Source organism: Geotalea sp. SG265 (assembly GCF_022808985.1).
In the GTDB taxonomy this organism is placed as follows: domain Bacteria; phylum Desulfobacterota; class Desulfuromonadia; order Geobacterales; family Geobacteraceae; genus Geotalea.
Genome location: NZ_JAKZFT010000006.1, coordinates 26,483 through 44,030 on the forward strand (window position 1 = coordinate 26,483; position 17,548 = coordinate 44,030).

General features: G+C 55.7%; 16 protein-coding genes. 3 read left to right on the plus strand and 13 right to left on the minus strand.

The window, feature by feature from the left end; translation table 11 throughout:
- Positions 1-106 precede the first annotated feature (106 nt).
- The 5 genes from accD to ML541_RS08760 form a co-directional block, all read right to left on the minus strand.
- Positions 107-955: an acetyl-CoA carboxylase, carboxyltransferase subunit beta gene (gene accD / locus ML541_RS08740; protein WP_243372356.1), complete on the minus strand. Its 849-nt coding sequence runs from the start codon at positions 953-955 to the stop codon at positions 107-109.
- Positions 956-1,088: 133 nt separating this feature from the next.
- On the minus strand, positions 1,089-1,883 hold the full coding sequence (trpA, locus tag ML541_RS08745; RefSeq protein WP_243372357.1) for a tryptophan synthase subunit alpha: 795 nt from the start codon (positions 1,881-1,883) through the stop codon (positions 1,089-1,091).
- Positions 1,884-1,898: 15 nt separating this feature from the next.
- Positions 1,899-4,139, minus strand: coding sequence for a HAMP domain-containing methyl-accepting chemotaxis protein (locus ML541_RS08750; RefSeq protein ID WP_243372358.1), 2,241 nt, complete (start codon positions 4,137-4,139; stop codon positions 1,899-1,901).
- Between the two features lie 53 nt (positions 4,140-4,192).
- On the minus strand, positions 4,193-4,552 hold the full coding sequence (locus tag ML541_RS08755; RefSeq protein ID WP_243372359.1) for a cytochrome C: 360 nt from the start codon (positions 4,550-4,552) through the stop codon (positions 4,193-4,195).
- Positions 4,553-4,590: 38 nt separating this feature from the next.
- Positions 4,591-5,955: a hypothetical protein gene (locus ML541_RS08760; protein ID WP_243372360.1), complete on the minus strand. Its 1,365-nt coding sequence runs from the start codon at positions 5,953-5,955 to the stop codon at positions 4,591-4,593.
- 237 nt (positions 5,956-6,192) lie between these two features.
- On the opposite strand from ML541_RS08760, the gene ML541_RS08765 reads away from it, so the two are divergent.
- The gene (locus ML541_RS08765; RefSeq protein ID WP_243372361.1) at positions 6,193-8,004 is read left to right on the plus strand and encodes a cytochrome c3 family protein; all 1,812 of its coding nucleotides are present in this window, start codon (positions 6,193-6,195) and stop codon (positions 8,002-8,004) included.
- A gap of 70 nt (positions 8,005-8,074) precedes the next feature.
- On the opposite strand, the gene ettA is transcribed toward ML541_RS08765, so the two are convergent.
- From ettA to trpB, 3 genes are all read right to left on the minus strand, one after another.
- Positions 8,075-9,985 carry an energy-dependent translational throttle protein EttA gene (gene ettA / locus ML541_RS08770; protein WP_243372362.1) on the minus strand — a complete coding sequence of 637 codons (1,911 nt, stop codon included), beginning with the start codon at positions 9,983-9,985 and terminating at the stop codon, positions 8,075-8,077.
- 323 nt (positions 9,986-10,308) lie between these two features.
- Entirely contained in the window at positions 10,309-10,956 is a 648-nt protein-coding gene (locus ML541_RS08775; protein ID WP_243372363.1) for a transglycosylase SLT domain-containing protein, read from the minus strand.
- Positions 10,957-11,287: 331 nt separating this feature from the next.
- Positions 11,288-12,478 (minus strand): tryptophan synthase subunit beta, encoded by a 1,191-nt coding sequence (gene trpB, locus ML541_RS08780; RefSeq protein ID WP_243372364.1) that lies wholly within the window; start codon positions 12,476-12,478, stop codon positions 11,288-11,290.
- 83 nt (positions 12,479-12,561) lie between these two features.
- Between trpB and ML541_RS08785 the strand changes: the two genes are divergently transcribed.
- On the plus strand, positions 12,562-13,038 hold the full coding sequence (locus tag ML541_RS08785) for a tRNA (cytidine(34)-2'-O)-methyltransferase (RefSeq protein WP_243372365.1): 477 nt from the start codon (positions 12,562-12,564) through the stop codon (positions 13,036-13,038).
- A 9-nt stretch (positions 13,039-13,047) separates the two neighbouring features.
- Positions 13,048-13,434, plus strand: a complete 387-nt coding sequence (locus tag ML541_RS08790) for an HsmA family protein (protein ID WP_243372366.1) — start codon at positions 13,048-13,050, stop codon at positions 13,432-13,434.
- A gap of 90 nt (positions 13,435-13,524) precedes the next feature.
- On the opposite strand, the gene ML541_RS08795 is transcribed toward ML541_RS08790, so the two are convergent.
- The 5 genes from ML541_RS08795 to ML541_RS08815 form a co-directional block, all read right to left on the minus strand.
- Entirely contained in the window at positions 13,525-14,481 is a 957-nt protein-coding gene (locus ML541_RS08795; protein WP_243372367.1) for a Tim44 domain-containing protein, read from the minus strand.
- Between the two features lie 44 nt (positions 14,482-14,525).
- Complete coding sequence (locus ML541_RS08800; protein ID WP_243372369.1) at positions 14,526-14,813, minus strand: hypothetical protein; 288 nt, start codon at positions 14,811-14,813, stop codon at positions 14,526-14,528.
- Positions 14,814-14,826: 13 nt separating this feature from the next.
- The gene (locus ML541_RS08805; protein WP_243372371.1) at positions 14,827-15,669 is read right to left on the minus strand and encodes an HD domain-containing protein; all 843 of its coding nucleotides are present in this window, start codon (positions 15,667-15,669) and stop codon (positions 14,827-14,829) included.
- Complete coding sequence (locus ML541_RS08810; protein WP_243372372.1) at positions 15,662-16,036, minus strand: PilZ domain-containing protein; 375 nt, start codon at positions 16,034-16,036, stop codon at positions 15,662-15,664. Before ML541_RS08810 ends, ML541_RS08805 begins: the two co-directional genes overlap by 8 nt.
- Before the next feature lie 209 nt (positions 16,037-16,245).
- Complete coding sequence (locus tag ML541_RS08815; RefSeq protein WP_243372375.1) at positions 16,246-17,526, minus strand: class II fructose-bisphosphate aldolase; 1,281 nt, start codon at positions 17,524-17,526, stop codon at positions 16,246-16,248.
- Positions 17,527-17,548: the final 22 nt, after the last annotated feature.

Genomic DNA, 17,548 nt, shown 5'->3' on the forward strand with positions numbered 1-17,548 from the left:
TCCACAGATTTAGGGTTTTTATGGAGAGGTGAAACAACGAAAAGCCCCTGTCCTTCACATCTCGGGAAGGCAGGGGCTTTCGCCTCTGAAAGGCCGCTTGCAGCATTTACTGGCGATACAACATCTTCAGTATCTGGGAAAGCTTCTGGCGCATATCCTTGCGCTCGACGATTATGTCGACCATGCCGTGGTCGAGGAGGTACTCGGCCCGCTGGAAACCGGCGGGGAGCTTCTGTCGGATGGTCTGTTCAATGACCCGTGGCCCGGCAAAACCGATCAGTGCCTTGGGTTCGGACATGTTGATATCCCCCAGCATGGCGAAACTAGCGGTAACGCCGCCGGTGGTGGGATCGGTGAGGATGGATATGAAGGGAAGGCCTTTTTCCTTCAGCTTGGCCAGCGCCGCGGAGGTCTTTGCCATCTGCATCAGGGAAAGGATGCTTTCCTGCATCCGTGCCCCCCCCGATGCCGAGATGATGATCACCGGCGTGTGTTTCTCGATGCCCCGCTCCACAGCCCGGGTTATCTTCTCGCCGACAACGCTCCCCATACTCCCCCCCATGAAGGAGAAATCGAAAACGGCAACCTGCAGCGGCGTCCCGTCAATCTTTCCCTCGCCGCAGATGATGGCGTCCTTGGAACCCCCTTTGGCAACGGCTGCGTTAATCCGCTCCTGGTAGCTCTTCGAATCCTTGAAGTTGAGACAATCGACCGATACCATGCCGGCATCGTGTTCGGCAAAGCTGCCTTCGTCCAGCAGGATGGCCAGTCGCTTCCGTGCCGATATGCGAAAATGGAAATTGCATTTGGGACAGACATTGAGGTTGTTCTCGATGTCTTTGGAGATGATGACTTCGCCGCAGCTCTGGCATTTGGTCCAGAGACCTTCCGGAACCCGGACCCTCTTTTTTTCGGTGGTCGCCTGGACCCCGTTGCGTTTACTGAAAAAGCCCATTTTTGCCCTCGTTTATGGTAGCAGCTGCCGGTATGTTTTAATAAGAGTGAAATGTCTAATACCAGAAAGGAACTGCCACGTCAATTGTAAAGGAGACGAAGAAACCAAAGGAGTGAGACGGTCAGGTGCCGGCTCAGGCCGACATGCCTGCCTTAAGGGCAGAAACCATGGAAGACAGCCGGGCATGGAGCTCTTTGCCGTTGAATTCCTCGAACTGTTTCACCAGTGCGCTGCCGACAACGACACCGTCGGCAACAGAAGCAATGGCGCCTGCCTGGGCCGGATCGGAGATGCCGAAGCCAACGACGACGGGCAAGGGTACCCGTCCCCTGATCTTCTGCACTTCGGAAAAGACAGTGTCGGCTACGCTGGACCTGGCACCGGTAACACCGGTAACCGAGACATAGTAGATGAAACCGCTGCCAAGGCGGGCCACCTTCGATATCCGCTCCTCGTCTGAAGTGGGGGTGAGAAGAAAGATGACGGCCAGACCGCTCCTGTCGGCAACGGCCTTGAATTCGGACGCCTCTTCAGGGGGCAGATCGACCAGCAGAACCCCATCCACACCGGCAGCAACGGCATCGGCAATGAATCGCTCGACCCCATACATGAAGATGGGATTGTAATAGCCCATGAGAATGATGGGAATATCGGTTTTTCTGCGCACTGATTTTACTGTGACTAAAATTTTTGGCAGGGTGGTGCCGGCTGCCAGGGCCCGTTCAGAAGACAGCTGAATTGTGGGACCATCGGCCATGGGATCGGAAAAGGGGACACCCAGCTCGATGAGATCGGCACCCGACTTTTCCAGATCGAGAATCAGCGATTCGGTGGTTTCAAGGTCGGGGTCACCCGCGGTGATAAAGGTGACCAGCGCTTTCTTTCCTTTTCCTGCCAGGGCGGCGAAGGTATTGTCGATTCTGCCCATAGTACACTCTCCGGATTACGCGGTTTCTTCCAGTTCCACTATTTCCTCGGCATTCACCTTGAACAGGGACATCTCTTCGCGCAGAACTTCAATCTGGCGGAAGAGACCGGATACAGCCTCATTCATGGCACTGGTTGCCTGCAGGTTGATGTGGGTTGACTGCTGAATATCTTCAACGGCAACGACAATCTGCTCGCTGCCGCGGTTCTGCTCGTCGCAGGCCCGTTTTATCTGTTGGATCATTTCGGTGATGTTTTCCGTGGATTTGGCTATGAAGCCCCCCACTTTGCTCTGCTCACGCGTAGACGAGCGAACCTGCGCCGTAAGGGTCTTCATCTTCTCGACCGCCGTCATGATCAGTTCGCTCCCCTGCCCCTGCTCCCGAGTGGCCTTGGCAATCTGCTCCACCATCTCCGACACCTGCTCCATGGCTTCGCGAATCATCTGGCTTCCCTTTGCCTGTTCCACCGTGGCTCGCGCTATCTCATCCACCTGTTCGGTTGCCTTCTGGACACCACCGACGATCTTTTCCAGCGCTTCGCCCGATTTCTGTGAAAGGAGCTCGCCGTCGGCAATACTCTTTTCCGCCTGCTCCATAGCCTGCACTGCCCGGCGGGTCTCATCCTGGACCGCCTTGATGACCTGGGCAATCTCCCTGGTGGAGCTGCTGGTGCGCTCAGCCAGTTCCTTTATCTCGTCGGCGACAACGGCAAATCCCTTGCCGTGCTCTCCGGCCTGTGCCGCAATAATGGCCGCATTCAATGCCAAGAGATTGGTCTGCTCCGCAACCTCGTCGATAACCGAAAGGATGGCGCCAATGTCGTTCGCCCGCCCGGAAAGGGTGTCGATCACCTCATAGGTAATGCGGGAGGAACGCTTGATCTCATGGATACCCTCGATGGTTGCCCCAACCGCTTCCTTGCCGGTTTCGGCATCCTTACGGACTTCATCGGAAATGGCCGCCGTCTCCATGGCATTCCGCTCGACCTGTTTGATGGTGCTGTCCATCTCCATTACAGAAGAAGCGGTTGTCGTCGCCACATCCAGAAGGGTCACCACCCCGTTGCCGATCTGCTTGACGGATGCGGCCATCTGGGTGATGGAGGAACTGACGTCTTCCACGGAATGGGAAAGGGTTTCCACATTCTGTGCAACCTCCTCGACACTGGCAGCCATTTCCAGGATTGAGGAAGAGCTTTCCGACGCCGAAAGTGAAAGGCTGTCAACCCCCTTGGAAACACCCTTTACGGAGGTATTGATCTGGGAAATCGCCGCGGAAGTGTTGTTGACGCTGTCTGCCTGTATTCTGGCGGAATCGACGACCTTGTGGGAAGATTCGCTGATGGTCCCGGAGATGGAGGTAAGCTCGGCAGCGGACCGATTGACTTTTCCGACGACAATGGAAAGTTTTGCCGCCATCACATTGAAGTCGGCACCCAGCTTTCCAAGCTCGTCGCCGGAATCGACGGTGATCCTGGTAGTCAGATTGCCGTCTGCCCCCTCGTCGAGAGCCTTTGCCATGGCATGTATGCGGGTAACGATGTTCCTCGTGGTCTTGACGCCAAGGAGGATACCGAGAATGACGGCGGCGACGATGACAACCACGAAGGCAATCACTGCGGTTGCCTGTATTTCATGGATCTGCTTGTCCGCCTTGGTCATCTGGCTTCCGACTTCGAGAAGAAGATCATCGGTGTCGGCCTTGGCCTTTTCTATGGCATCATTGATATCTTCCTGGGCAAGCTTGTTGAGCTTGTTGTCTGCCAGGGCAGCCATGGCCGTCTGATCCACCACGCCCGGTCTGACGCCCTTCAGCAGCGCCTCCTTGTGGGCCAGCAGTTCGTCAGCCAGCTTCTCGACCTCTTCCCAGCTGGCAAGAGCTGCCTTGGTCCGCTGTTCAACGACGCTGCCGGGCTTGGCAGCCTTGATGCCCAGCTTTTTATTCCCTTTGAGCATGGTCTCGCACTGACTGCGGAACAGGTCCCGCTTCATGCGATAGTCTTCGGCGTACTCCTCGAATTTCTCCGTTTCGGCGCGAACCATGGCTGCCTGCATAAGGCTCACATGGCAGTATTTCTGCGTCACCCCCATCAGCAGGACCAATTTCTGCTGGCTGGCCAGGTTCTGCATGATGTTCTGGATCTGATCCCCCATCCTTTTCATGCTCCAGGTGCCGAAGGCGCCGGTCAAGGCAACGATCAGGGCCATGATCAGGAAAGAGCCCACCAAGCGATAGCTGAGTTTCATATTTTTCACGTGGAAACCCTCAGATTTCGAAGACTTTGCATCGTACAGGAATGTTTTTATTTTCAGCGTTCGGCTTCGTTGAGCAGGTAGTTCATCAAATCAACGGTTGCCTTGACCTCGGCCTTGTTCATGTTCGAGTCCGGTTTGCGCAGCATCTTGATGCCATATGCCTTGGTGGCATTCCGGTCGAAGATCTGGCCGGAAATAGGCGCAACCCCTGTCTGAATGGCGACAATGGTCCTTTCCAGCGTATGGCACTTCACACACTTCACCCGCATGATCTCATAGTTGGCTTTCATTGCCGACGGAAATCTGGCGGGGTCAAGCCGCATGCTGTCTCCTTTGCCGATTACCTTCAGGCCGGCATGGGCAGCGGTTGTGGAAAGACAGAACAGAACCAGAAGTGAAAGGATCTTTTTCATTGTGCTAATTCCTCCGCATTACTTCGTATTGGTCGTTTTCAGAAGGCGTATGTGACACCGGCAAGTGCTATCCTCGATATGGCCACTGGAGCGTCTTCGTACCGGTATTCGAGGGTCAGCTTGACGTTCTGCAGGGGGGTGTAGGCGACGACAGGCACGTAACGGCGAGTTATGCCCACTCCGTCGTCCTGATATTCGTAACGAAAGAGAAGAGCGGCATTGACCGGGGAGCCCAGGTAGTATTCCGCTTCGGAGCCGATAACGACGGAATCGCGCTCCACGGGGGTAAAGCTGCTGTAATCGGGATTTTCGTCCCAGCCGTGAACGCCACTCACCTTGATCCGCAGCCGTTTATACTGTAGGTCCATGTCCCCCCCGGCACGATAGAAGCGGTTCTGCGCGCCGATGCCCGTATCATCGAAGGTGTTGCGCCCCGCATAACCGAAACCGCCGAACGTCACCGTCAGGTAGTCGAAGATGCTCTCGTTTTCCAGGTCCATCTCAGGCTCCTCACCATGGAAGTCCGTCCCCCCCAGCTTAACCGAAATATGGCCGTACCCTTCTTTGCGATCCTGGCCATCCCGATCGACGATGCCGCCGGCGACGAAGACCCGCTTCCAGAGTATGGCATTGGCCTCAAGAGCGTCCTGACTGGATGTCTGGGTAAAGCGGCTGGGGAATACCCCGGCGACGCTGAAGGACAGGGGCGCCAATGTGGAAGCGGTGGTAATCTTGTTGTTGGACTTCCACAGGTTCAGCCGCGGCTCGAAGCGACCGAACTTGATGTTGAACGGGGTGTCCAGCAGATTTCGCCACTGGATGAACAGCTCATGGAGATCCCTGTCTCTGCCGACACTGTCCTGGGCGTGACTGCTGAGGATAAATGAGGCGTAAAAGCCGGCCTTATCCCTGAACGCGCCGCCGCCGTTGAGGACAAAGGTCCGGGTGGCGAAATCGAACTTGTGATTGTCGGCGGCATCGTTGTTATAGACAATGTTCTGGGTAGCCCTGAAGGAAACGGGAAGAAGCTCGGGAATACCGGCAAGCCAAAGCCCCTCGTTGCCCTGCACCTTCTGTTCAGGAGCTGTTTTCCCGTCCACCTGGCCAGTAGCGGCCTGGGATTTCAGCTGCGCCAGCAGTTCGGGGTCCCCCTCTCCGGAGACCGCGGCGCCGGCGGCAGGCGCAGGTGCTTTAGTCTCGGATTTCTTAACCAGCGGCACATAGCTGTTTCTCTGGAAGGCTTCTCCGTACTCGTTAAGTTCCGGGTATATGGTATGACAGGTGGAACATTCAGTTTTATGCTGACGGCTGAAAGCAGGTATGGCATGGGCACTGTCGACATTCACCAGTACGCATGCTGCTGCAGTCAACAAGAGCAGGGCAATCGCGGCACGGCTTTGCATGTAACATCCTCCTGTCAAATTAAAAACATCAAATTAAACCCATAAAGCTTTTAAACATGCGTCATTTAAACAAAAAATGACGCAACCCACTATTACAATATTGCATCATGTAAGTCAACTGCCGTCCGTGTCCTCTAAGAAATTTATTTACTAAAACAGTTATCTACCTTATATTTTCCCCTGCTTGACAATTAACAGTAACTATAGTGTCGCTTTTTGATTAAAGGAGGCAAATGAATGAGAGTCTTTTATCCTTTAACGCTGCTTTTATTCTCACTGCTGTTTTTCTTGACAGCTTGCGGCAGCGACAATACTGCCAGTCTGACCCAATCGACCTTTGCAGCCTCCGAAAAATGCATCACATGCCACAACGTCTCCCGTGCCGTTTCAAAGGTGACTGGCGCCAAAATCACCGATGAGTGGGCAAGGTCGGCACACGGGGCATTGCATGGGGCAAGCTGCATTGACTGTCACGGCAGCGGCAACGGTCATCCCAGCAACTGCGGGGGGTGCCACGGCGGCTCGACGACCGCGGGTCTCGAATTTCACAATCCAGAGAAAGCCGCCATGTGCTACAAATGCCATGGGCTCTCGCATCCGGAAGACGTTATGCTGATCAACGCACCGCAACATTTTGGCAACATGACCGCAAGCATCAGCAACGTCCGTGGCCGTGCCTCCTACGTCAGCTCCAATTACGTCGGCAACTGCCGTAAATGCCACAATCCCCATGATCCCTCCACTGCCATGAGAAATGGACGGCAATGGGCAAGGAGCGGCCACGGCGACACTGTCGGATCGCCGCGCACTGCATATGATTTCAAGACCAATGGAACTTATCAGCCGGTGAATACAACATTTGATAGGAACTGCGTCCGCTGCCACACCACCACCGGCTATATCAACTTTGTCAGTTCCGGTTTCGCGGTTCAGCAACCGTTTGCCGGCCCCGGTTATCAGGTGGTCCAATACCCCGCAGCTTCAAGCGATAAAACAAAAGAGGTAACCGCCTGCAATGCCTGCCACGACGATGGCAAAGGCAACGCCTATGGCTTTAAACTCAGATCGGTGCCCCAGGTTCATATCTATTACAACTACTCAGGAGCAAGTACCGCCACTAACCCTGGATCAAGAGCTGTTTCCCTTGCCACGGGTCTTCCGGTCAAATTCAATAACAATGTTGTTACTTACCCCAATGCAGGCCCTTCCAACATGTGCATCAGCTGTCACACGGGCAGAGGCTACGGCAACATGATCAAGATTGCAGCTGGAGCACCTTACTTTCTCAACTTCAGCACCGGCACCAGCATCGGCGGCTCACATGCATTCCCCGGTGCCGCCACTTTATTTCAGATAATCGGTTATGAATATGCAGGTCGCGATTATCCGTCAGCTGCGCCCCTCCACAGCCAGGTGGGAATATCGAACACCAATGCTACCGGCAACCTTGGCCCTTGTATTACCTGCCACATGAACAGTACCGAATCCCATTCTTTCAGGCCTGTGGCATTTTCTACCGAGCCCACTGAGACCGACCCCTCAGTGGGTGTAATCGGGAGCATCAGCAGTCAGACCTGTGTCAAGTGCCACACCGGTACCAATGCCTGGACTGCAAGCACGCTCCAGGAAAAGCGTACAGGTTTCCAGGCAGCAATCACCGTACTTTACGCCACGTTCTACAAAAAGGGGGTTGTTGTTTCCAGAACTGCAACAAGCTGGGGGATACCGACAAACTACAACTGGAACAGACTCTACGGCAGCACAAGCGGTCCGGATACGATGGGGGCCTATACCAACTACAACGTCCTGAAAAGCGACTGGGGTGCCTACGCTCACAATGATCGCTACGTCAAGCGCCTCATTTACGACTCCATCGACTGGCTCAATGATGGGGTGCTGAACAACGATGTGGAAGCGGCCATCAACAGCCTCACCGTCGGCAAGAGCCCGTGGAACAGCAGCGTTAATTACTCCGGCGCATCGCTCCTCACGGTACAGCAGAATGCAATCCGATACCTTCTTGGAGGCCCTGGCGGCAGTAGGCCATAGAACTAATTTACAAGCTGAAAAAGCCCGTCTTTCAGGCGGGCTTTTTCTTTTCCGGTTCGATTCCAACTGATCAGGATTGAGCTTTTTTCATCTCCAACTCTTCCCACCGTGCATACTTGCCCGCAAGTTCCTGCTCCAGCTTCGAATAGTCAGCTGAAAGCCCTGAAATTCCCTCTGCTGATTTTGCGTATTCAAGAGGATTCGCCAGTTTTGCCTCAAGAGCGGCCTTATGCTGCTCAAGCTCTTCGATCAACGGCTCCAGCTTCTCCAGTTCGAGCCGCTCCCCAAATGTGAGCCCTTTCTTCTGTTTTACCTGCTCACGGGGAGTAGCCTTGGCCGGCCTGCGCTCATTCCCCTGGGCAGCGCTTTTTTCTTCCAGCCGCGCCTGCTCCTGCATGTCGCGATAATGGCTGTAGTTCCCCTCGTAAAAGACCGCCTTGCCGTTGCCCTCAAAGGCGAGGATGCCGGTGGCGACCTTGTCGAGGAAAAAACGGTCGTGGGTGACCATCAGCACGCAGCCGGGGAAATTGGCCAAGGATTCATCGAGCAGTTGCAGAGTTGGGATATCCAGGTCGTTGGTCGGTTCGTCCAGGATGAGCAGGTTCGCATCCTGCAGCATCAGCCTGGCAAAGATAAGGCGGCTTTTCTCTCCTCCGGAGAGGGTGGCTATTTTACGCCTGCGGTCGGAAGGGGAAAAGAGAAAGTCTTCCAGGTAGCCGATCTTGTGCCGCTTTGTCCCGCCGAGCTGCACATAGTCCCCTTCGCCGAGAAAATCATAAATGGTCTGTTCCGGATCGAGCACCTCCCGTGTCTGGTCGAAATAGGCGATGCGCGTCTTTTTGCCGACAACGACGGAGCCACGGTCGGGATGCTCCTCACCCATGATCATCTTCAGGAGTGTGCTTTTCCCACAGCCGTTGGGGCCGATGATGCCGATCCGGTCTCCCCGTTTCATGAGGAAGGTCAGCTCCGTCAGGAGGGTTCGCGAACCGAAAGATTTGCCCAGGTCATGGAATTCCAGGACCGTTCCGCCGAGGGTCGCGTCGGTGGTGAAGGCAATCCTGCTGTCCTTCACCTGTTGCACCACATTCTTTTCCTGCAGGGCCTCATACCGGTCGATACGCGCCTTCTGCTTGGTGGTTCTGGCCTTGGCTCCCCGCCTGATCCAGGCGGTTTCCACGCGCAGCAGGTTCAAAAGACGTGACCGGGACTGCTCTTCCCGGAGAAGCTGCTCCTCCTTCTGCTCAAGATAACTGGTATAGCCGCCGCTGTATGAGGAGATGGCGCCAGCATCCAGCTCCAGCATCCGGGTGGCCACCTGGTCAAGGAAATACCGGTCGTGGGTTATGAGTACCACTGCGCCGGGATAGTTCTTCAGGTAGTCCTGCAGCCATTGCGTGGTATCGGCATCCAGATGGTTGGTGGGCTCGTCGAGCATGAGCAGATCCGGGCCCTCCAGGAGCAGTTTTGCAAGGGCCACCCGTCGCTTGGTGCCGCCGGACAGCTCCGCAATCCGTTGGCCCGGCTCGGGAAGCTGCAGATGGGTCATCATTTCTCCGACGCGATAATCGGTGTTCCACCCGCCGTGATGCTCGATCCATCCCGACAGCTCCCCCTGCCTCTTCAGCAGGCGTTCCATGTCTGCAGGGCCAGCTGCCATCCGGGCAGACAGCTCGGTGTACTCCGCCATGGCCTGACGGATTTCCCTCAGGCCGCGCTCTATCTCTTCTGCAACGGTCAGCTCGGGATCCAGCAACGGTTCCTGGGAAAGGTAGCCCGTGGTGGCGCCCCGCTTCATGGCGATGGTGCCCCCTTCACGGTCTTCCATCCCCCCGAGGATCATGAGCAGGGTCGATTTACCAGCACCGTTCCTGCCGATCAGACCGATCTTTTCATCTTCTCCAACGGCAAAAGTGACATTATCGATGATTTTTCGGGCACCGAAACTCTTTTCCAGGCCCACCACATCCAATACGTTCATCTTCTTATCTCTCAAAAAACGGTTCACACGTGAATTCTAGGTTACAAAAGGCAGTCGCGGCATCGTCCGTTCACTCTGTCGCCACAGCTGCGGACCTTGCGGTGCCGCCCATATCATAGCGCACGATGCTCGAAGTGGCGGATCACCTTCGCTCAACATACGGCGGGCGTCCGCTCGCCGCTGTAGCTCGTCGCTCACTCCCGATGCCACGACTGCCTTCCCGGAAATGTCTTAAGAACCTCAAAAAAAAGTTGGGCGGACCCTTTCGGACCCGCCCAGCTTAGCACATTCAGGTTGTCGGCGACACCGGATTTCTTTTCCGGCTATGAAGGCCGTTCAACCTTGTATTGTTTTGCGTTTGCTTCTTTGAGCCCCAGCTTGCCCAGCTCGTCGAGGATCTCCCTGCGGAACTGGCGGCGTCTTACCTCGTAGGCATTTGCAGCCGGCCCCACCCCGCAGTATAATTTTTTCGCCCTCACCAAGTCACCCTTGGCCATAGACACCTTGCTCAGCAGTTCCCTAACTGCGGCAGAGGCACATTTTTCATCGTCGGCCATGTCCTCCGGCTCATAGCCATGGCTCTTGGCCCTGCTAGGCATCAATTGCCAGACCCCCAGCGCCCCCTTATGTGAGACGGCCCTCGCCGAAAGGCGATGTTCCCCAGTTTCCGCCAGGGCGATCTCTGCGAGATCCATCGGCATGAATGAAGTCCCAAGTGTTTTCAAGTAGCAAAGTGCGGCCAGCCAGCGCGCCCGCTCCGGACTGGTCCGGCGGGCAAAAGCTGCGGCTATGGCGGGCACCTGGCGTCTTCTTTCTTCCAGGTTTATCCCCTTTTCCATGACCTTGCGAATCTCGCGATCGAGCTCCGTATCTCCACCAACAACAGGCGTTTGTGCCTGGTTTACGTGGGACTTGTCGCACGATACCCCCATGAGAAGCATTGCTGCCATAATCAAAATTGTTTTTTTCATAATAAAGAGTGTCGGTTTTATCAGGCTTTGCCGGCTGGTCCAATGCGACCCTCAGAAGTTCCAGTATCGTTTCCGGCCAAAATCTCCTTTCTTTGGATTTTAGGATTAAGCAACCCTAATTATGAGTGGATTATAATAGATCAGACTTTATTTGCAAGCGGCAATTTTTCATGCCCCATTTAAACGCCAAAAGGACCCGTTCTATGGGTCCTTTTTTCTCTCACCTGTCGTTATGGCAGGGTGCAACCTTATACAATAAAAAATGCTGTTTGCAAAGCAAAAACTGGCTTTATCTTTTAAAATCAGTCACTTACAAGAAACAAACTGCGGTTTACAATGAAACGCCCATAACTCCGGCAACGGTGTGGATATCCTTATCCCCCCTGCCCGAGAGACAGACGACGATGGTCTTTTCCGGTGGAAGCTTCGGCGCCAGTCTCATGACATGGGCAATGGCATGGGATGATTCCAGAGCCGGCAGAATTCCCTCCTCGCGGGTAAGCAGTTTGAACCCCTCCATGGCCTCATCGTCGGTTACCGATACGTATTCCGCACGCCCGGAATCCTTCAACCAGGCATGCTCGGGTCCTACGCCGGGGTAATCGAGCCCGGCGGAAATGGAATGGGCATGGGCTATCTGGCCGAACTCGTCCTGGAGCAGATAGGTCTTGTTGCCATGGAGGACACCGACCGTTCCCGCAGTGAGAGTGGCCGCATGCTTGCCGGTCTCTATGCCGTAGCCTGCCGCTTCGACACCGATCATCTTGACATCGGCATCGTCAATAAAGGGATAAAAGAGGCCGAGAGCATTGCTGCCGCCGCCGACCGCCGCCACCAGGTAGTCGGGCAGCTTCCCTTCCACTTTCAGGTGCTGCTTTTTCGCCTCTCGACCGATGATCGACTGGAAGTCCCGCACCATCTGGGGATAGGGATGGGGACCGGCAACGGTTCCGATTACGTAAAAAGTGCTCTTCACATGGGTCACCCAGTTTCGCATTGCCTCGTTCATGGCGTCCTTGAGGGTGGCGGTTCCAGCCGTAACCGGCGTCACCTTTGCGCCTAGAAGCTTCATGCGGAAGACATTCAGGGATTGCCGCCGGATATCCTCTTCCCCCATGAAGACCTCGCATTCCATGTCGAAGAGGGCGGCGATGGTTGCCGTGGCAACGCCGTGCTGCCCGGCTCCGGTTTCGGCAATGACACGCTTCTTCCCCATGCGTCTGGCCAAAAGCCCCTGGCCGATGGTGTTGTTGACCTTATGGGCGCCCGTGTGATTCAGGTCTTCACGCTTCAGATAGATTTTCGCCCCTCCCAGCTTCCTGGTGAGCTTTTCCGCAAAATAGAGCGGATTGGGCCTCCCCACGTACTGGCGCAGGTAATAGTCGAATTCTTCCTTGAACTTTCGGTCCTTTTTATAATAATTATAAGCCTGCTCCAGTTCGAGCAGGGCCGGCATCAGGGTTTCCGACACGTATCTGCCGCCGAACGGGCCAAAATGACCTTTGTTGTCAGGTAATCTCACACGAACCTCCTGCTACTGGGAATAAGGGCTGCATCATAGCCCCAGAATCGAAAATTTGCAAGAACGGCAACGGGAGTCAGAAAATGGCCGAGAACACAGGATTTCACATCGTGCTGGTGGAACCGGAAATTCCCCCGAACACCGGCAACATTGCCCGCCTCTGCGGAGCAACCGGGACCACACTCCATCTGGTGGGGAAACTGGGCTTTGCCACCGATGATAAAACGCTCAAGAGAGCAGGGCTGGATTACTGGAGTGAAGTGGATATCCGCTACTGGCCCGACCTGGAGACTTTGCAAGCAGCTTACCCCGAGGGGCGGTTCATCTATACCAGCAAGAAGGTGGCGAAGAGCTACGTGAACCTGGCATTTACACCGGGCGATTTCATCGTTTTCGGCAAGGAAACCATGGGACTACCGGAAGAGCTCATCGCCGCAAACCCGGAAACCTCCGTGCGCATTCCCATCTTCGGCAAGGTCCGCAGCCTGAATCTCTCCACCTCCGCAGGCATCGTCCTCTACGAGGCCCTCCGCCAAACCGGCATGTTAGCGGATAAATAAGGAACACGCATGCTGCCCAAAGCCATACTGTTCATGAACCTGGCCCTGATCTTTTACACTTACGCCGTTTTCAGCGGCAGAAAGCAGGGGCTGCACCGCAAGCACTTGCTGGTCTTCGGCATCGGCCTCTTTTTCGATTACCTGGGCACGCGACAGATGAATCTCTTTGCCATGGCCTATGGGAAAGCGCCGCAGTGGCACAATATCACTGGCATCTCGTCTCTCGCAGGCATGGCCTTCCATTTCCTCCTTGCGCTGATCGCCTCTTGCCTGAACCGCGCCGAGGTCATTAACCGCACCTTCCATCGTGTCAGTCTCACCATTTACAGCCTCTGGCTCATGGCCTTCGCCAGCGGCGCCATTTCAGGCATGAGCAGGCTGACCCGACACGAGTGATTCAATACAGGTCAGCTAGCTCGCCTGCCGGCAACAAAAAAGGCGCCACATTGCCTGAGGCGCCTTTTTTTCCCATCTGAACATATTAGCTTATTTCTGATTAATGGCCGACAGCCGCCACTGGTTGTTTCCCACCGGTCTGGTGAAGGTCCAGTATTCCTCGAATTTCACCGGCTCGGTCTTGCTGCCCGATACAACCGCTCCAGTAGCATCGTCGGTGGTGTAGTCCAGAAGGTTGGCGTAGATGAGGGCGGTGATGAAATCCTGGCCCGACTCCTGCCAGACTTCGGCAATTTCCACGGTACGCACGGCAATGTTTTCCAGGCGGTTCACCTGCCTGTCGCGCAAGAGGCGGTCCACATCCTCCTGCAATATCCGTCGCATCTCGTCCGTAAGAATGCCGCCGACCGGTGAAAGGTCCCGGTTCATCCAGGCACCCTGGATCTTGAAGAACATGTCCATAACCCCATCGTTGAAGCGCTGCTCGTCGAAGGAGGGGTCCATCTGCCGGACATGGGAGAGGCCGGTGGCTACCAAGTCGGAAGCTGATTCCTGACCCTGATAGGCACTGGAAATGGGCGTTACCGTTCCCCCCTGATAGCCGGTCTGCCCATATCCTGCCGGGGCAGCCTCACGATTTTTTTTTACAAAGCGGTAGATGAGATAACCGATCCCCGCCAGGAGCAGTATCTCGAACAGGCCGATACCGCCTCCTCCCATGGCTCCGCCGCCGAAGCCAAGGCTCCTGAAGAGCATGCCGCCGAGCATCCCCCCCATGATCCCGCCGGCCATGCCGCGCAGGAAGCCTCCCGCCGGTTGCTGTTGATAGGGTGAAGGATTGTAGGTCCCTCCGACCGGATTTGTGGGCCCGGCCTGGTAAGGGCTAGTCCTGGTAGAGGGACTGGCGGGCAGGGAATAGCTGCGCGATCCGCGGCTCCCCATGGATCGCCCTCCCCCGACTCTGGCATCGGCTGCCGGTTCCATAAAAGTCAGTGTCAAAAGCGAAAGAACTGCCAGGACTGCCATTGTTCTCGCTGTCTTTTTCATGTGTTTACTCCTTTTAGTATCAGCTGTGGTGCTTGCAGGAAATGTTATTTGTTTTTCACCTCGTTGAACCGTTCAACGGCATAGTTCCAGCCCGAAATCACCCCGGCCAGGTCGTTGTCCGCCCTGTTGAGACAGGACAGCACACAGTCGCGGTAGTCTTTCATCCCTTTGGTGTACGTGTCCACGTCCTTGCCTGCCTTCTCCATTTCCTTGGCATCGGCCCGATCGGAAGGGAGCTCCGGTTTCGCAGGCTGTTTGCAGAAGCAGTCTGCTGACGCCAGCCCCGCGGAGAATAACAGCAACAGCAAAATGGTCAGGTTCCGCCACTTCATATAAAATCCTCCATCAGCAAGAATATGCCAGCTTTTCGCGCACGAATTCACCGATGCCGCGAAGCGCACCCCGGATTGCCTCGTCTTTGGGGAGCGTGGCCGACAGGGAGTCGATGTACCCTCGTTCTTCCATTATCCGGAACGAGGTGGGAAAATTCAGGTCGTAGGCCCACGAGAGCTGCAGCAGCTTGAAGTCGTTGAGGGTCTTCAGCATGGAGAGGCTCACCATGCGCCGGTCGTTGACCATCGCCAGCACGTCAGAGGAGTATCCGGGAAGGTCGGAGAATCCCAACCCCACCGCCGAGGCCCGCTCGGCCTCAGGCATGGCATAAAATTCGATGAAGACCCGCCAGATATCCAGCTTGTCCGCATCGCGTATCAACTTGAGAAACAGGGCCTCTTCCCGGTCCAGATTCGGTGGAATCATGAAAACGTTGTGCAGACTGACAGCCTTCAGGACGATCGCCCGCTCCGTTTCCCCGAGGGAGGCCAGGACCTCTTTTTCCCGAAGTATATCGGCCCCAAGGGCAGCATGGTTGATGGAGTCGCTGTCCTTGAAGGTCCGGTAGCGACGATACTGCTCAAAACGCCCCACATCGTGGAATAAGGCGATGATCTCGGCAGTTTCCCGCTCTTTTCTGCTTAAGGATTCGCCATCGGCAATGGAGAGGATATTTTCGCAGACCTTGTGGGTATGGTATTCCTTGAGGGAGATATTGCGCTGTTCCTTTTCATCAGTAAAGGCGAAGGATCGGCAATAGTCGGCAAACCAAGCCCTCAGCGCCAGGATCTCCGGCCGTGCTGCTTCCACCCGGTTCACCGTTTGTTCTGTTCCGACAGTTTCAAGACTACTCATTTCTGCTCTGGCCGTCCAGGTACTTGAAGAATTCCCCCATGACCTTGTCTCCGTCGCCGCACTGATAGGAGACGACATTGCGCAGGTGGGCGAAAGAATCCGCATCGATCTTGCTGAACTTGATGGCGATGCCGCTTTCATCGGTCCTGACAATGGCCCCGGTCGCATTGATGGCGAATTCGGGGTCCGCTCCCCCGAGACGAACGGAAATATCCACAGGGAGATCGTCCGCTAGCTTCTCGGGCGTTTCCAAGTACAGCCCCTGCAGACTGATATTTCTCATATGGCCGGTGATGGTCTTTCCCGCCTGAGTCACCAATACATCTATGGTAAAGTTGACCCGGGAAAAATTGCGGTGGTTCACCATGGTCGACCTCCTTCAGATCCGTCTCGGGCATCTTGGTCAGGAAGTGGAGCTGTGGGTCCCGGAGGATCCTTTTCGAACACAAACACGGTAGCATAACAGTGATGAAAGTTCCACAAGCAATAAAGGAAAACCCCCAGCTGCAACATCGCCCCGTTTTCCGGGTTTGTGGCAGGTGGGGGTCGCTGGCATTTCATCTTGGCATGGGAAGATCAGTCGTCGAAATTTCCCGCCGGCCCTTTGTCTCCGCCGATGGTGGCAGCCCGTTCTATTATCTTGCCCTCGGTCCACCGGGCCGGGTCTTCTATGCGTCCCACTTTCGGTCCCACGTCATAGGAACCGGCCTTGAGGATGGCCTGGATCGCCAGAGGGGCCGTATCCTTAGAGTTGAGGACCTCGGTGATCATTTTGTAGGCGAAGTCTTCCACCCGCTTGGCCATGCGCTCCCGGACCTCTTTCGGCTGGGCCAGCAGCTTGTTTTCGAAGGGGAGGTTGAGGCTCTTGTAATCACCTTTCTTCCACCCTTTTGAATCCGCGTAGGCAACCATCTCGGCCCACATCTCCTCGGTGACCCCTTCACCCTTGACCTTGATGAAGTTGCCGCTCGCATCCAGCTGGGCATTGCCGTAATCGTTCACCTCAAGCCCCCAGGAGATCATCTGCAGCGCCGTGGCAACGTTGGCCTTAGTGGTTGCAGTATTCTTCCCGATCTGGCGCAACCTTTCCGAACTGTTGCCGGAAGTGCCGTGCTGGGCGCCGGAGACCTTGTATTTCTCCAGCGCCTTGTGAATCTCGGCGGTCAGCCCCACCTGGATGCCGGCGTCGCTCGCCTCAAGACCGTGAGTGGTGCCGTTGTTGAGGGCGATCCAGTCGGGAAAGATGTCGTGGGCGTTCAGCCCCTGAATGAGGAAGAGCGCCTCGGGAACCGTGGAAAGCCCCTGGCTCCCCTTGATCTCACCAACCTCTGTCTCAAGACCTGCCCAGGCAGGGATCGAAGGGTTTATGGCGAGGTTGGCCAGCAGGTTCTTGTCGTCGGGGAGATGGGAGGCATCGATGGCAATGGAGGTGATCCCCGCCTCGAACATGGTCGGAACCTCGACTTTGGCCTCGGCAAGATCCTTATCACTCTTGATGCCGTAGTGGTCCGCATGGATGGCGACCGGCACGGTTATGCCCAGCTCGTTGCAGACCGCATCCACCTGACGGGCCATGTTCCAGTAGTTGACAGGGCAATAGGCGGATCGTCCCCCTTCCGATTTGGCAATCTCGATGATTACCGCCGCATTCGCACGCTGGGCCGCTGCCAGGACCCCCCTGATGACGAAATGGTTTCTGCCGTTGGCAGCCAGAGCAATGGCGTTACCCTTGGCCAGCATTGCCCGGTCTATAACCTTGCCGCTCACCAGGAGCGCTTTTGAATTGGGGAACAGCTTTGCCACGTTGGGTGGACGGCCAATCTCCAGTGCTTTTGTAAAATCCGAACCGTTTGCCATATCGCCTCCTTTTAGTGTTATT

Coding starts and splice junctions, on each gene's coding strand:
- ML541_RS08785 (WP_243372365.1), top strand. CDS start 12,562: ATGGCCGAGAACACAGGATTTCACATCGTGCTGGTGGAACCGGAAATT.
- ML541_RS08790 (WP_243372366.1), top strand. CDS start 13,048: ATGCTGCCCAAAGCCATACTGTTCATGAACCTGGCCCTGATCTTTTAC.
- ML541_RS08795 (WP_243372367.1), bottom strand. CDS start 14,481: ATGAAAAAGACAGCGAGAACAATGGCAGTCCTGGCAGTTCTTTCGCTT.
- ML541_RS08805 (WP_243372371.1), bottom strand. CDS start 15,669: ATGAGTAGTCTTGAAACTGTCGGAACAGAACAAACGGTGAACCGGGTG.
- ML541_RS08815 (WP_243372375.1), bottom strand. CDS start 17,526: ATGGCAAACGGTTCGGATTTTACAAAAGCACTGGAGATTGGCCGTCCA.
- ML541_RS08810 (WP_243372372.1), bottom strand. CDS start 16,036: ATGGTGAACCACCGCAATTTTTCCCGGGTCAACTTTACCATAGATGTA.
- ML541_RS08760 (WP_243372360.1), bottom strand. CDS start 5,955: ATGCAAAGCCGTGCCGCGATTGCCCTGCTCTTGTTGACTGCAGCAGCA.
- accD (WP_243372356.1), bottom strand. CDS start 955: ATGGGCTTTTTCAGTAAACGCAACGGGGTCCAGGCGACCACCGAAAAA.
- ettA (WP_243372362.1), bottom strand. CDS start 9,985: ATGAACGTATTGGATGTGGTGGGCCTGGAAAAGAGTTTCGGTGCCCGA.
- ML541_RS08755 (WP_243372359.1), bottom strand. CDS start 4,552: ATGAAAAAGATCCTTTCACTTCTGGTTCTGTTCTGTCTTTCCACAACC.
- ML541_RS08775 (WP_243372363.1), bottom strand. CDS start 10,956: ATGAAAAAAACAATTTTGATTATGGCAGCAATGCTTCTCATGGGGGTA.
- ML541_RS08800 (WP_243372369.1), bottom strand. CDS start 14,813: ATGAAGTGGCGGAACCTGACCATTTTGCTGTTGCTGTTATTCTCCGCG.
- trpA (WP_243372357.1), bottom strand. CDS start 1,883: ATGGGCAGAATCGACAATACCTTCGCCGCCCTGGCAGGAAAAGGAAAG.
- ML541_RS08765 (WP_243372361.1), top strand. CDS start 6,193: ATGAGAGTCTTTTATCCTTTAACGCTGCTTTTATTCTCACTGCTGTTT.